The following is a 13,393-nucleotide window of genomic DNA, read 5'->3' as shown; positions in this document are numbered from 1 at the left end:
ACGGGCTGACAGCAATCGATCCGTCGATCACCGTGGTCGAACCGCCCCATGATCCCAACCATCCGGCAATGTTGCGCCTGTCTATCGGCCAGAAAACTGTCTCGGAATTTCGGGAACCGGGCGAGAATGACACGCTCAACTGGGTAAAGCTGATTGTTTCGAGCATGGATGTGGCATGGCATGGTTCGGCCTCCCTGCGTGCCGCCGGACGTGACGCTCTGCTTCAGAGTTTTTTCGACGAGCTGTTCAACCATCTCGACCCCTATTCACGCTATGTCGCCCCGGCTCCCGCAGGGAATGACAGGGCGAACCGAACAGGCGCCCAGGCGGGTGTCGGGCTTTCTCTTGCGCGTGAGAACTCTGCGATCGTCGTAACTGCCATCAATGCCAATGGGCCTGCCTGGGCTGCTGGTGCCAATATCGGCCAGAGACTGCTTGCCGTCGATGGCCGCTCGACGCGGAACCAGGACCCTGCGACAGTCGAGAGCTGGCTCACCGGCGCACCGGGAAGCAAGGTCAAGCTTCTGCTTGCCGACCCCGGCCATCACGGTGCGATCATGCGAATAGAACGCCAGATCGTCCCACCCCAGACAGTTTTTGCCAGTATGCACGATCATATCGTGATACTGCGTATCGCCTCGTTTTCCTCGGATACAGCTGAAGAGCTGAGTCAGAATATCGATCAGGCTCTTGAAGACAAGAAACTGACCGGGCTGATTTTCGATCTGCGCGGCGATCGTGGAGGTGTGCTTCAACAGGCGGTTACTGCGACAGCCCTCGTGCTCGATCAGGGTATTGCAGTCGTTACCCAGGGCCGTGATCCAAAATCCAATCATATATGGGCAGTACAGGGAGGGGACATGACCAATGGCCTGCCCATCGTGGCTCTTGTTGATGGCCGTACGGCAAGTGCAGCAGAGATTATGGCGGCAGCCTGTCTGATCATCGCCGTGCTGTAGTTGTCGGCAGCGCAACACTGGGCAAGGGACTAGTTCAGGCTGTCGGACAAATGCCGGATGGCGGCGAGCTTTTTGTTACCTGGAGCCGTGTTCTGGCGCCTCTGGGCTGGCCACTGCAGGGACTGGGAGTCATACCGCAAATTTGCACTTCACGCGGAGCCCAAGCGCTCAAACAGCAACTGCAATCACTTGCTCAGGGAAAGCTTCTTGACAGCGAAAGCGTCACCGCCAGTCGCGCCCTGCGCTTTCCGGTTTCCGTCTCGCGTATTCTTGATATCAGGCGTCACTGCCCTGCAGCATTGGGTACCGATGCCGATCTCGATACAGCTGCGCTTCTTCTTCATCGACCGGAAAGCTATCATGCTGCAATTGCCGCCATGCCGGACGATATGGATGATGCGCGGCCATGACTGAAGCCCGTCTCAAATCCGGCCTGTGGGCGCGTGGTCTCATGCGACTGATCGAGACGCAGGGGGGCTCAGCCATGATGATCAAACGTGGTGATGACGATGCCGGCGCCGTGCTGGTCATTCTGGTTGACCGTATGGCACGTTGCGCCGTGCTGCGTGATGCGGCCTTCGGTGCGGGCTGGGAGCGCATCACCATGGAAAGCCATGAAGCACTCGATACATATCTCGAACGTCAGAAACGCTATGACCCGGATTTATGGATTCTGGAATTCACCCTCGATGACATAACCGCGCCTGTCGAAAGTATTTTACCTGGCCGGAACGGGTAATTCCATGCAGGCCGCATTAAAAAATGCAGAGGCAGGCTTCTGCGACTGTTGCAACCATCCCACACTCGGAGCAGGAAGAAAGAATGGCGCAACAAAGCGAATGCACCCCGACCGGAAACAGACGTTGCACGGGGATGACAGTTCAGCGAAAAGACGGCATTCAGATCGCTGCGGAAGGCTGCTTGACCGGCCTCCTCTCAGTCTGCCGCGTGAAAAGGATGGAGAAGACGATATGACCCTGGAGCACCGAACGCGCGGTGAAGCCGTTTACCGCCCGTTTTCCGATGTCCCGCAGGCGGTCGGATCGCTTTCTCGCTTTTTCCGCAGGAGTCTCCTGGGCCTGAGCGCTCTGGGCGGCTTCTGCCTTCTGACTGCTCCTGCACAGGCTCAGGTGGTGAAAGGGCTTTATGCGGCAGGCGCAGGTGGCGCAAGTTTCAATCAGGATCAGACCGTACGCCTTTCACCGGTCCTGCCCAGCGGGCGCGACCACTATGATGCGGGCGTAACCGGCCTTGGTTCTGTCGGCTGGGGTCTGGGCAACGGCTTTCGTGTTGAAGTGGAAGGCAATTACCGCAACAACCGTCTGCAACAGTTCAAATCAAGCTATTTCCCGTCTTCTGCCGGGGGTCGTCAGCAGCAATATGGCGTAATGGTCAACGCCCTGTTTGACATGGATATCGGCGCGAACTGGGTCTATCCCTATTTCGGAGCCGGTGTAGGCTATGGCTGGCAGGCCATGAATGCCTCTGTTCGTGCTCCGAATAACTATCTCAACCAGAAAATCGGCGGTACGACCAGCAATTTTGCCTATCAGGGTATCTTTGGTCTTTCCTTTCCGGTTCCGTTTGCTGTCGGACTGTCATTTACAACCGAATATCGCTTCTACTCGATGCTTGGACCAAACGGGCATTACGCGAGTGGCTATGGCAGCATAGGCGGGTATGACACCCCGCGCCCTGCAGGTGCCATGGAAGGTAACCGTGTTACCCGTACCGACTTCAATCATTCCCTGCTGCTGGGACTGCGCTACGAGTTCAATCCGGCCCCTCCCCCACCGCGCAGTGTGCCCGTCGTTACAGCGCCTGCTCCTGCCCCGGCGCGCAGCTATCTCGTCTTCTTTGACTGGGATCGTGCCGATCTGACTGATCGTGCTCGCGCCATTGTCGGCACTGCCGCCCAGAACTCGACCCATACGCAGCTTACGCGCATTGAGGTCAATGGCTACACCGATAACAGCGCCGCTCATCCCGGTTCGCGCGGTGAAAGCTACAACATGAAACTGTCGGTCCGTCGCGCTGATGCCGTACGCGCCGAGTTGATCCGTGATGGTGTGCCAGGCGGGCTGATCGTAACCAAGGGCTATGGCGAAAGTAACCCTCTGGTCCAGACAGGGCCGAACACGCGGGAACCTCAGAACCGCCGGGTCGAGATTATTCTGAACTGACAGGATAACGGGAGAGGGTATCCCTCTCCCACCCGTCAGAACGGGAGATACCGCCCCCGTTCCGCAGACCAGCAGGTCCGATTCTAGACAAGTCCGTTGAAAAGAGATGTCGAGAGATAGCGCTCGGCAAATGACGGAACGATTGACACGATCGTCTTCCCCTCGTTCTCATCGCGTTGTGCCAGCGTCAGGGCCGCATGAAGCGCGGCTCCGGAAGAAATCCCGATGGGAATACCTTCAATACGCGCGCAACGCCGTGATGCCGCCATGGCATCACGTTCCGAGACAGCAAGCACACCATCCAGCAGGGATGAATCGAGCGTATTGGGACAGAAACCGGGGCCAATGCCCTGAATTCCGTGCGGACCCGGGTCATCACCATTCAGCACCGCGCTTTCCGCAGGTTCCACGCCCCAGAACTCCATTGATGGTTTGCGCGGCCTGAGAGTGCGCGCGATACCGGTCAACGTTCCCCCTGTGCCCACCCCGGCAACGACAAGATCCACTGTCCCATCCGTATCGATCCATAGCTCCTCAGCTGTCGTTAGCGCATGGATCTCGGGATTGGCCTGATTATCAAACTGACTTGGCATCCAGGCATCAGGGAGAGAAGCCACCAGCTCTTCAGCACGCAGAATGGCCCCTGCCATTCCTCGTGCCGCCGGAGTCAGTTCCAGCTGGGCATCCATCAGACGCAACATCTTGCGTCTTTCGATCGACGCGCTCTCCGGCATGGTGACAATCAGCCGATAACCAAGCGCAGCGGATGCAAATGCCAGGGAAATACCCGTGTTACCGGAGGTCGGCTCTACCAGTACCGTGCGCCCCGGCGTGATCTCTCCCCGTGCTTCTGCCTGCTGGATAAGGGCAACGCCGATACGATCCTTTACAGAGCCCAGCGGGTTAAAAAACTCCAGCTTGAGCAAAAGCCGGGCCTTGAGTTTGTCAGCCTGGGTCAGGCGCGGCACAGCCACAAGCGGTGTGCCCCCTACGGTTTGCAGGATCGAGTCGAAAATCTGGCCTCTGGGTGCGGCATAGCCTGACGCCGTACGCGTTTTCTCACCAGGCACCGTAGGGGTCGTCATGGGCAAATCCTTCTTGCAATATGGCAGCGCGTTCGTTCCTGCGATGCGCATCTGTGTTTTCCCGGCAATAACTGCTATATTGCGGATAATTTGTCATTGAGGAAAAATCTGGATGTATCTTCGCAGGGACAGGGCGATGATCGCTGTGATCATCATGGTCGATGTGGCCTTTCATGCCGGACGCTCCAGCCTTGTCAGCGGCGGCGATATTGCCGAGCGGGCCGGGTTGGCCCGCAGGGGGATCGAACCACTGCTTCAGGCACTGTCGCGCTCCGGCCTTCTCGAAAGTGTCCGTGGACCACGTGGCGGCTATCGCCTGGGCCGACCGCAACGCGATATCGGGCTTGATGAGATTGTGCGTGTCGTTGTCTCCGAAGACACAGCGAGTGAAGAAGCCGCTCAGGGTGCACTGTTTCGCAATGTCATCGAGCCTTGCTGGCAGGTCCTCGATGAAACGATACGCGGTGAGATGGCGACGCTTACCCTGGAGGAGATGGTCAGGAGAGCAGAAGCTGCCGGACTGCGTCGACCGGTCCACGAGCCTATTTCATTCTCGATCTGACATGCGAGTCAGTCTCCCTGCTTCTTCGCCAGACGCAGAAGCAGGGGAGAAACGGATTCCTACTTCTTGGTGGTCTTGCGACGTGACGTCGTGTGCTTGGCGACAGGTTTCCTGGCTGCCGGAGCGACTGTAGCCTTCGGAGGGGCCGCAATGGTAACGCCCGTTGCATCAACCGTTGCATTGACAGTCAGCCTGGTGCGCTTTTCGGTCCCGCCGGGAATCAGAACGGCGGTAAAGCTGTCCTTGCCTGCATAGGCGGTGCTCGGTGTGTAGGTAATGTAGGTGTGATCGTCGAAATTATACATGAAGGCCTTGCCATGCTGAGGCGCAGGGGCAACGCCGAAAGAACGGTAATTGGTGTTGCCCGGCTTCTGCACGGCGAGGGCACAAAGACCGTCATCGCTGCGCACCGTCATTTCAACGCTCATGCTGCCATCAGGCGCCGTCTTGACCGGAGTCGTCGTACAGACAGCAGAGACTTTCTGATAACCGAAGGGGTTGGGAGGAACGACGCGCTGTACGACGGGCTGTTGCGCGCAAGCCGCCAGAGTCAGAGCCGAAACGAGAGTAATTGCAGAACCACGCAGTCGCACCATCAACTCCACTGATCACATGTCATCGAAAATCGATACTGCTATTTGTTATACCAGCAGGCCCGACACCGGATGTCTCCCGGCATGATCAACGCCTCCGGAGACAAATTCGTCAATGGCCCTAGCGCAAGCAGAGCGCTACCGGAAGGGGGAACCGACGATGGAAACGAAAGAAAAGAACGTCCGGGTTTTTTTTTGAGAAAATGGCCTTCTTCCTTGCCTGCGGGCATTTTCTCGCCGTAATTGCTACGTCATAATCCAATGGCATTTCCCTGCCCTGCCCGCGCCCTGACGGCGCAACGCTCTTGTCACTCGCCCTTGTGGAGTCCCCTGATGTCGCTTTCAGCCCGGCAACGCTCCTGCGTCCGTTTGCGCGCCTTACTGCCTGCACCTTGCTTGCCAGCACCTTTGCCGTTTCCGGTGCTGCCTATGCGGCAGGATGCAGCGAATCTCCCGCGCATGAGGCTTTCAACGTGCAGGGACTGAAAAGCGAACTCATGGTGACCGCACTCTCATGCAGCGCCCAGGACCGCTATAACTCATTTGTAGCCAAGTTCCGCCCGAAGCTTGCTGCCGAGGAGGAACGCCTGAATACCTATTTCAAATCGGCTTACGGGCGCAACGCCATGAAGGCGCATGACGACTACATCACACAGCTCGCCAATGTGCAGTCTGAGGGTGGTCTGAAGGCTGGTACGATTTTCTGTCAGCAGCGCGTTGCCATGTTCGATGAGGTAGACGCTCTCGATGACGGCGCCGATCTGGCCCATTATGCAGATGCCAAGGATATCATTCAGCCTGCCTCCTTCGAAACCTGCTCGGCCCCGGCGGCTGTCGCCCATAGCCGTTCAACCGGCAAAACTCGCGCCCGTCGCAAGACCCGCGCCTAAAATCTGACCCCTACCTGCACGGGGTGCTTGACGGCGCCCCGGCGAGGCCGTCAAGAACGCAATATGAACGACGACCTCTTCAAGAGTGATGACAAGCCTGCACGTCGCCCCCGCAAGACGACGCAGGCTCCGGTGCCGGAAAATTACGGTGCCGACCAGATCGAAGTCCTTGAAGGACTAGAGCCGGTCCGCCGCCGCCCTGGCATGTATATTGGTGGTACGGACGACACCGCCTATCACCATCTCGCTTCCGAGATTCTCGACAATGCCATGGATGAGGCCGTTGCAGGCCATGCCAGCGTCATTGATGTGGCCTTGGAAGGAGCGAGACTCCTTATGGTGCGCGATAACGGGCGCGGTATTCCTGTCGATGCTCATCCGAAATTCAGGAATCGCTCGGCGCTGGAAGTGATCTTCACAACGCTTCACGCGGGCGGAAAATTTTCAGGCAAAGCCTATGATACGTCGGGCGGATTGCACGGCGTCGGTTCTTCTGTGGTCAATGCCTTGTCCGAGAAGCTCGAGGTCGAGGTCGCGAGAGAGAAACTTCTGTGGCGACAGGACTATGCACGCGGCAAGCCTCTCACGCCTCTGCAGCAGATCGGCAATGCGCCCAACAGGCGCGGTACAACAATCCGCTTTGCACCCGACCCGGAGATTTTCGGCGGCCTGAGCTTTTCGCCACAGCGTCTTTATCGGCTCTGCTGCTCCAAGGCGGCTCTCTTTCGTGGGGTAACCATTCGCTGGAGCGTCGAGCCAACACTGATCAAAAGCGGTGACGAGACCCCGACTGAAGCGACGATCCATTTTCCCAATGGTCTGGCCGACAGTCTGAATGCCGAACTCGGCGCGACACCTGCCCTGCTGAGCCCCCTCTGGTCCGGCGAGGCCGAACTGCCTCAGGCGGCCGATGGACGGACTGGTGGCAAGCTGGAATGGGCTGTGGCGTTTCTGGAGCAGGGCGTGTCGGGCATGACATCATACTGCAATACCATCCCCACACCACAAGGCGGCACGCATGAGGCAGGGTTCCGCACTGCGCTTGTCAAAGGGTTTCGTGCCTGGGGCGAGAGCCGCAGTATCAAACGGGCAGCGGCAATCACGGCCGAGGATGTCCTAGGAACGCTTTCTGCCAAACTCTCTGTTTTCATTCGCGACCCACATTTTCAGGGACAGACAAAGGAAAAGCTGACTACGCAGGAAGCGAGCCGCCTCGTGGAAGGCGCCCTGCGCGACCGACTGGATCACTGGCTCGGTGGTAACCCGGCCCAGGCTGATAATCTTCTGGCCTTTATCATTGAGCGCGCCGAAGAACGTCTGCGTCGCAAGGAAAGCAAGGACACGCCACGCAAGAGCGCCACGCGTCGTCTGCGCCTGCCTGGCAAGCTGACCGATTGCACGCGCGAGAATGCTGCCGATACCGAACTTTTTCTGGTCGAAGGCGACTCGGCTGGAGGTTCCGCCCGTCAGGCGCGCGATCGCGAGACACAGGCTGTGCTGCCGCTTCGCGGGAAAATTCTCAACGTTGCCTCGGCAACAGCAGACAAGCTCAAAGCCAACCAGGAACTGCGTGACCTGGTGGAAGCACTGGGCTGCGGTTCAGGATCAGCCTTTGATCTGACACGCCTGCGTTATGGGCGCGTGATCATCATGACGGATGCTGACGTGGATGGTGCCCATATCGCCTCACTGCTCATGACCTTTTTCTATCGTGAAATGCCCGAACTGGTCCGCAAGGGACATCTCTATCTGGCGCAGCCCCCCCTCTATCGCCTGACCCACGGCGCCAAGACTGTGTACGCCATGGATGACGATGATCGCGTACGCCGCCTCAAACGCGATTTCAAACAGGCGCGAAAGTCGAAATCTCACGATTCAAGGGGCTGGGCGAAATGCCGGTCAAGGATCTGAAACAGACAACCATGGACCCTGCCAGACGCACGCTCCTGCGTGTTGTGACTCCGGCGGAAGATCGCGCGCTGACAAGTGATCGTGTCGAAAGCCTCATGGGACGCAAACCGGAACTGCGCTTTCGTTTCATTCAGGACCATGCGCGTTCAGCCGAACTGCTTGACGTCTGATGGTTTCTCTCGATCATCCGACGTCGACACGCCTCGACAAGCTCGGCGGCCTGGCCCTTCTGATAGGAGGCATTTCCTCTTTCCAGATCGGCGCAGCGCTGGCCAAGGGGCTTTTTCCTCTCTTCGGCGCAGAGGGTATGGTCGGTCTGCGTGTCGGCCTGGCTGCTGTCATCCTTCTGATCGTGGTTCGGCCTGGCCCTTCTGTCCTGCGTCCTGGCCTGTGGCGCCTGCTTCTGCCTTATGGCGCGTCAATGGCCGTCATGAATTTTGCCTTCTATGTCGCTCTGGTGCGTTTGCCTCTGGGGCTGGTGGTGGCTTTTGAATTCATGGGGCCGCTTTCACTCGCCCTTATCGGTTCACGTCGGCTGCTTGACCTGCTCTGGGCAGGCATGGTGGTTTCAGGACTTTATCTCCTTCTGCGCCCTGATCATGTCGCAGGGCACCTTGACCCGATCGGGGTTATCGCCGCCCTGATCAGTGCCGTTGGCTGGGTGGTCTATATCCTGACCGGTACAAGAATCGGACGGGTCATGCCTGCTGCCCAGGCCACAACACTGGGTATGACGACCGCAGGTATCCTGCTGCTCCCCTGGTTGCTCCCGGCCCTTGTACCGGCTGTCACCCATCCTCATCAGGGGATTGCCGCTGTAGGAGTAGCCATCCTTTCTTCTGCCGTACCCTATATTCTGGACATGATGGCCATGCGCAAGCTTGGCCCGCGTGATCTTGGTATCCTGTTGAGCCTCGAACCGGTACTCGGTTCGATCTCGGGGCTGTTGCTTCTGGGTGAGTCTCTTTCTGTCGCCCGCTGGCTCGGTGTTCTCTGCATTGCAGGCGCATCGGCAGGCAATGTGCTGACCAGTCGCAAACCTCCCCCGGATGGAGAGACACCGCCCCCTCTCTGATTGTCGTTTCTGGCTGCGTGTTAACAGGGTTGTCATGCAACAGCAGCGCGTTGCTTCCGTTCTAGACTCAACATCTCCAGAAAACAGAGATGACCATTGAGGAGAAAAACGATGCGCCGCCTGATGATTGCCGGCTCTGCCCTACTGACCCTGGCCGGGGTTCCGGCCTACGCCGCGACATCTCAGAATGTCACAGGCGCCGAACAGGCCCATGCCGACAAGGATTTCGCCCGTCTCTCCAAGGATGGACAAAAAGCACTCGCCAATATTCTGCTTGCCCAGCAGGCTCTGGCGAACAACCAGAACGGGCAGGCCCAGAGCCTGATCAATGAAGCTGAAGCCCGACTGGAAAAGGCTGCAAAGGATGACCGCGCCTTTGTACGAGCCGAAGATGCCATGCAGCCGGTTCCAAGTCATGGCGCACCAAAACGTGTTGTCGCCAATGGTGTTCCGGTTCACTGGCTCCCTGTTGGCGGAGAATATATGGTCACGGATGCTCTGGCTCCTGCGCAGCAAACCGCCCTTTCCAGTGCCAATCAGCATCTGAAAACCGGCGAGACCCGACTGGTCAATCAGGATCTTCAGGTTGTAGGGACCAAAGTCCAGTATGTGATCGCCCTTGCACCTCTGGAAATGATTTCGGGCGACGTACATCGCGCCTCAGTTTTCATGGATGGGGGCGACTCCAAATCGGCAACAGACGCGCTGCAGAATGCGGTCGATTCGGTACTCTACGTTTCAGGCGATGTCGTAGCAGTAACTCACCCCGTTACAGCAAAGCGTCACAGAATGGCTCACAACCCGTCCTGACAGCATAAACTGAAGGCGATACGTCCAGAGATGAATCGCCTTCAGCGAATCCGGCCAAACAGTTTCTCGAGTTCATCACGGCCCAGACGAAGCCAGGTTGGTCGGCCATGTGAACAGGTATTGGCACGAGGCGTCTGCTCCATCTGGCGTAGCAAAGCTGCCATTTCCTCCCGTTGAAGGCGTCTGCCAGCTCTGATGCTTCCGTGACACGCCATACGCGCGATAACCGAGTCAATACGTCGTTCCAGTGCAACGCTGTCTCCCGGCACAAGATCAGGGTCGGAAGCCAGCTCTTCAGACAGATCACGCAACAGCGCTACACCATCCCCTCCCTGCAACAGCATTGGCATGGTTCGCAGCAGTACACTCCCCCCGCCAAAGGATTCGATTTCCAGTCCCAGGGACTCCAGAGCCCCTTTCCATTCGAGCAGACGTACGGCCTGTCCGGGTGGCAGATCCACAACTTCAGGCAAAAGCAGGCGCTGGGCTTTCAGTGCACCAGAGGCATGTTGGGCAAGCAGCTTTTCATGGGTCAGACGCTCATGAGCTGCATGCTGATCCACGAGGATCAGATCGCCGTCCTGACCAAGTGCCAGAATATAGGTATCAAAAATCTGGGCAACCGGGGCTCCCAGCGGGAAAGACCCAAGCTGACCGGCATCCGGCTGGATGGCCGGACGGGCTACCGGCATAAAACTGCCGAGACCTTCGGAGAAGCCCCGGGGAGTTGCAGCCCCTCCCTGTGAAGCTGGCACCTATACCGACAAGTGTTTCATGTGATGAAAGGAAACCGGGTTCAGGACGCACCGGGGCAGAAACCGGATACTGGATATTCTGGCGCGCGGGCGCTGCAAAACGCATCCTTACCCCGCCTTCACCCGCTCCATGACCCAGAGCGCGTTGAATGGCCCCAATCATGAGACCCCGCACATCAGCCTCATCGGCAAAACGAAGCTCCGTCTTGGCGGGATGAACATTCACATCCACCCTGTCATGCGGCAATTGCAGATGAAGAGCGAGAACCGGGTGCCTGCCAGGTTCAATGACCGGGCGATAGGCCACACGTATGGCCGTTCTCAGCAGAGGATCAGAAACAGGCCGGTTATTGACCACAAGGAACTGTGAGGCTGCCGTAGCACGCGTTGCAGCCGGGCCGCAGACGAAACCCGTCAGACGCAGGCCATGGCGTTCTTCATCCAGCGTAATCAGGGAGTCACTCTCGCCCAGAACGGCCTGCACACGCTCAACAAGGGTCTGGGCCGGGAAATCAAAAACCAGCCGCTCATCGAGTGTGAAGCGCATGGCACAATGCGGTGCCGAAAGTGCAAGGCGGCGCATGACGGCTTCGGCATGCCCTCCTTCCACGCGGGCAGATTTGAGGAATTTGCGTCGTGCCGGCGTTGCGAAAAAAAGGTCTTCCACGACGACACGCGTCCCCGGCGCCCCTGGCGCCGGAACGGGAGGAGTCAGGAGGCCACCTTCAAGACGCAGCATCCAGGCCGTATCAGCATCATGCTGACGGGATGTCAGACCCAGTCGGGCAATGGCACCGATAGAAGGCAACGCCTCGCCACGGAAACCAAGAGTGACAATACGGGTCAGGCTTTCATCGGCAAGTTTTGACGTGCAATGACGCTCTACAGCCATGACAAGGTCATCCGGCGTCATGCCGCAACCATTGTCAGTGACCTCGATACGGTCACAACCGCCATTGAGGAGAGAAATCTCGAGTCGGGTCGCACCGGCGTCGAGTGCGTTCTCCGCCAGTTCCTTGAGCGCCGCGGCAGGACGCTCGACAACCTCACCCGCAGCAATCAGATCGATGACATGATTGGATAGACGACGCAGCGTGGGACGAGGAAGGACGTGCTCAGCAGGTTTCATGAAGAGGCATCAGAAGACGCCGAGAAACGAGCTCTTTGACTTCTTGGTAGGCGTTGCCCCTGTCGAGGGTTTCTGACCAAGTGCCGAAGCGCGCTGGATGCGACGGTTTTCGGCCTCGCTATCGACAACACTACCGGCATTACCACCGCGCCAGAACATCAGCTCATCGGTCAGACCGGCCCCCGCAGCCCCCAGCTCGGCGTTATTGGGTGCTCTGGAAGCCTGATCGACCTCGCCGACAAGTGCCTGCTGACCTGCGCTGTTGCTGCCTGTTGTCGAATGCAATGCCGCATTGGGCGACAGGGTTTCAAGCGCCTGGGTACGGGGATTCTCATCCGCCGTATGCTCGCCCTGACCCGGCAGGCTCAGTTTTTCTGAAGGCGGCATCGAGAGCGGTGCTCGCGTGGTGACCGTATACTCGTCGGGCATCGACCGTTCGAGGCCAAAAGCCCGCGAGACGTCGGAACCGGAGCAAGCCGGAAGGAGTGCTGTCAGGCCGAGAACCGGCAGGACACGAAGGACGGTCGGGAGGGAGAGCTGAGCCATATCGGTCTCGATCCTAATGGAGCGTTTCGGCATCGACAAGAGATCAATGATCCCGCGGTGCTGTTGCAGAGCCGGATAAGTGCAACGAATTCTTGCCACCCCCGCTGCGTGTCCCTTCTGCGCGTCGATCAGCCCAAATCGATCCGATAATCCAGGCAGCAACACCGCAGTCAATGGCGGAATCGGCAACGTTGAAGACATACCAACTCCAGCCGAAAGCATGGACATGGATGAAATCGACCACCGCGCCGAAGCGTACACGATCGATCACGTTCCCTACTGCCCCACCGGCAATGGCTGCAGAGGCAATAGCCACGACCATACGTGAGGTGGTGAGCGTCTGCCAGAGCAGGACCAGAACTGCGATGAGTGCAACGGTGCAGAAAATCAGCGGACCGTAAGACCCCACGCCCCCAAGCAAGCCGAAAGTAACAGCGTGATTCCACACCATAGTGAAATTCAATCCTGGCAGGATGGCCACGCTCCCTTTGGCAGGCAGATCAAAAACATCAAGAATCCACCATTTGCTAGCCTGGTCGGCACAGAGCACGACCATGAAAGCAATAATCCCGGCGATCAGTGTCGCCGGGCGTCCAAAGGAAACGGTGAGTTTCGCGCGCGTCACATCGACACCACATCGCTGCAACGCAGGCACAGACCCGAATGCTCGGCATAACTCCCGACTTCAGGCAAAACACGCCAGCAACGCAGGCACTTGGTGCCCTCTGCCTCACTGACGCTCGGGCCGGGATGGGCAGCAACAACGCCTTCGCGATCGGGATCGGCACCATCATCAATATAGAGAGAAGGTGCATTGGTCAGGAGCTGAACGTCGGCCTGCGAGACAATCGCCAGCTCGGCCCAGTCCACATCGCCGAATACGACCTGTTCCTGT

The 13,393-nt window shown here is 58.3% G+C and carries 11 protein-coding genes and 3 pseudogenes; 8 read left to right on the top strand and 6 right to left on the bottom strand.

Features of this window, described 5'->3' with window-relative positions; translation table 11 throughout:
- Positions 1-68: 68 nt before the first annotated feature.
- The 3 genes and pseudogenes from JCM25354_RS16890 (at position 69) to JCM25354_RS05385 (ending at position 3,142) form a co-directional block, all read left to right on the top strand.
- Positions 69-1,369, top strand: a pseudogene (locus JCM25354_RS16890) (S41 family peptidase).
- On the top strand, positions 1,366-1,698 hold the full coding sequence (locus JCM25354_RS05390; RefSeq protein ID WP_025885259.1) for a DUF1491 family protein: 333 nt from the start codon (positions 1,366-1,368) through the stop codon (positions 1,696-1,698). Before JCM25354_RS16890 ends, JCM25354_RS05390 begins: the two are co-directional and overlap by 4 nt.
- 232 nt (positions 1,699-1,930) lie before the next feature.
- Complete coding sequence (locus tag JCM25354_RS05385) at positions 1,931-3,142, top strand: OmpA family protein (RefSeq protein ID WP_084294647.1); 1,212 nt, start codon at positions 1,931-1,933, stop codon at positions 3,140-3,142.
- An 83-nt stretch (positions 3,143-3,225) separates the two neighbouring features.
- On the opposite strand, the gene cysK is transcribed toward JCM25354_RS05385, so the two are convergent.
- Positions 3,226-4,227 (bottom strand): cysteine synthase A, encoded by a 1,002-nt coding sequence (cysK, locus tag JCM25354_RS05380; protein ID WP_025885257.1) that lies wholly within the window; start codon positions 4,225-4,227, stop codon positions 3,226-3,228.
- A gap of 112 nt (positions 4,228-4,339) precedes the next feature.
- Here cysK and JCM25354_RS05375 point away from each other — a divergent pair, with 112 nt between their 5' ends.
- Positions 4,340-4,789, top strand: coding sequence for an RrF2 family transcriptional regulator (locus JCM25354_RS05375; RefSeq protein WP_025885256.1), 450 nt, complete (start codon positions 4,340-4,342; stop codon positions 4,787-4,789).
- A gap of 59 nt (positions 4,790-4,848) precedes the next feature.
- Here the strand turns inward: JCM25354_RS05375 and JCM25354_RS05370 are convergent, their stop codons facing one another.
- Positions 4,849-5,385 (bottom strand): hypothetical protein, encoded by a 537-nt coding sequence (locus tag JCM25354_RS05370; protein WP_148301407.1) that lies wholly within the window; start codon positions 5,383-5,385, stop codon positions 4,849-4,851.
- Positions 5,386-5,741: 356 nt separating this feature from the next.
- On the opposite strand from JCM25354_RS05370, the gene JCM25354_RS05365 reads away from it, so the two are divergent.
- The 4 genes and pseudogenes from JCM25354_RS05365 to JCM25354_RS05350 all read left to right on the top strand — a co-directional run bounded on the left by JCM25354_RS05365 (position 5,742) and on the right by JCM25354_RS05350 (position 10,068).
- A complete protein-coding gene (locus JCM25354_RS05365) occupies positions 5,742-6,272 on the top strand; it encodes a hypothetical protein (RefSeq protein ID WP_035446857.1) in 531 nt (176 codons plus the stop codon).
- A gap of 63 nt (positions 6,273-6,335) precedes the next feature.
- Positions 6,336-8,353, top strand: a pseudogene (parE, locus tag JCM25354_RS16885) (DNA topoisomerase IV subunit B).
- A complete protein-coding gene (locus JCM25354_RS05355; RefSeq protein WP_025885253.1) occupies positions 8,353-9,258 on the top strand; it encodes an EamA family transporter in 906 nt (301 codons plus the stop codon). Before parE ends, JCM25354_RS05355 begins: the two are co-directional and overlap by 1 nt.
- Before the next feature lie 111 nt (positions 9,259-9,369).
- Positions 9,370-10,068 carry a YfdX family protein gene (locus JCM25354_RS05350; protein ID WP_025885252.1) on the top strand — a complete coding sequence of 233 codons (699 nt, stop codon included), beginning with the start codon at positions 9,370-9,372 and terminating at the stop codon, positions 10,066-10,068.
- 41 nt (positions 10,069-10,109) lie between these two features.
- Here the strand turns inward: JCM25354_RS05350 and mutL are convergent.
- From mutL to JCM25354_RS23710, 4 genes and pseudogenes are all read right to left on the bottom strand, one after another.
- A pseudogene (mutL, locus tag JCM25354_RS16880) lies at positions 10,110-11,952 on the bottom strand (DNA mismatch repair endonuclease MutL).
- A gap of 9 nt (positions 11,953-11,961) precedes the next feature.
- Positions 11,962-12,498: a DUF3035 domain-containing protein gene (locus JCM25354_RS05340; RefSeq protein ID WP_025885251.1), complete on the bottom strand. Its 537-nt coding sequence runs from the start codon at positions 12,496-12,498 to the stop codon at positions 11,962-11,964.
- 43 nt (positions 12,499-12,541) lie between these two features.
- Complete coding sequence (lspA, locus tag JCM25354_RS16875; protein ID WP_408734975.1) at positions 12,542-13,123, bottom strand: signal peptidase II; 582 nt, start codon at positions 13,121-13,123, stop codon at positions 12,542-12,544.
- Complete coding sequence (locus JCM25354_RS23710; protein WP_408734977.1) at positions 13,120-13,368, bottom strand: zinc finger domain-containing protein; 249 nt, start codon at positions 13,366-13,368, stop codon at positions 13,120-13,122. Before JCM25354_RS23710 ends, lspA begins: the two co-directional genes overlap by 4 nt.
- Between the last annotated feature and the right edge of the window lie 25 nt (positions 13,369-13,393).

The sequence above is a fragment of the Asaia prunellae JCM 25354 genome (assembly GCF_000613885.1).
GTDB classification, from domain to species: Bacteria; Pseudomonadota; Alphaproteobacteria; order Acetobacterales; family Acetobacteraceae; genus Asaia; species Asaia prunellae.
The sequence above is the reverse complement of the archived record's forward strand: the minus strand, read 5'-3'. Positions and strand labels throughout refer to the sequence as shown.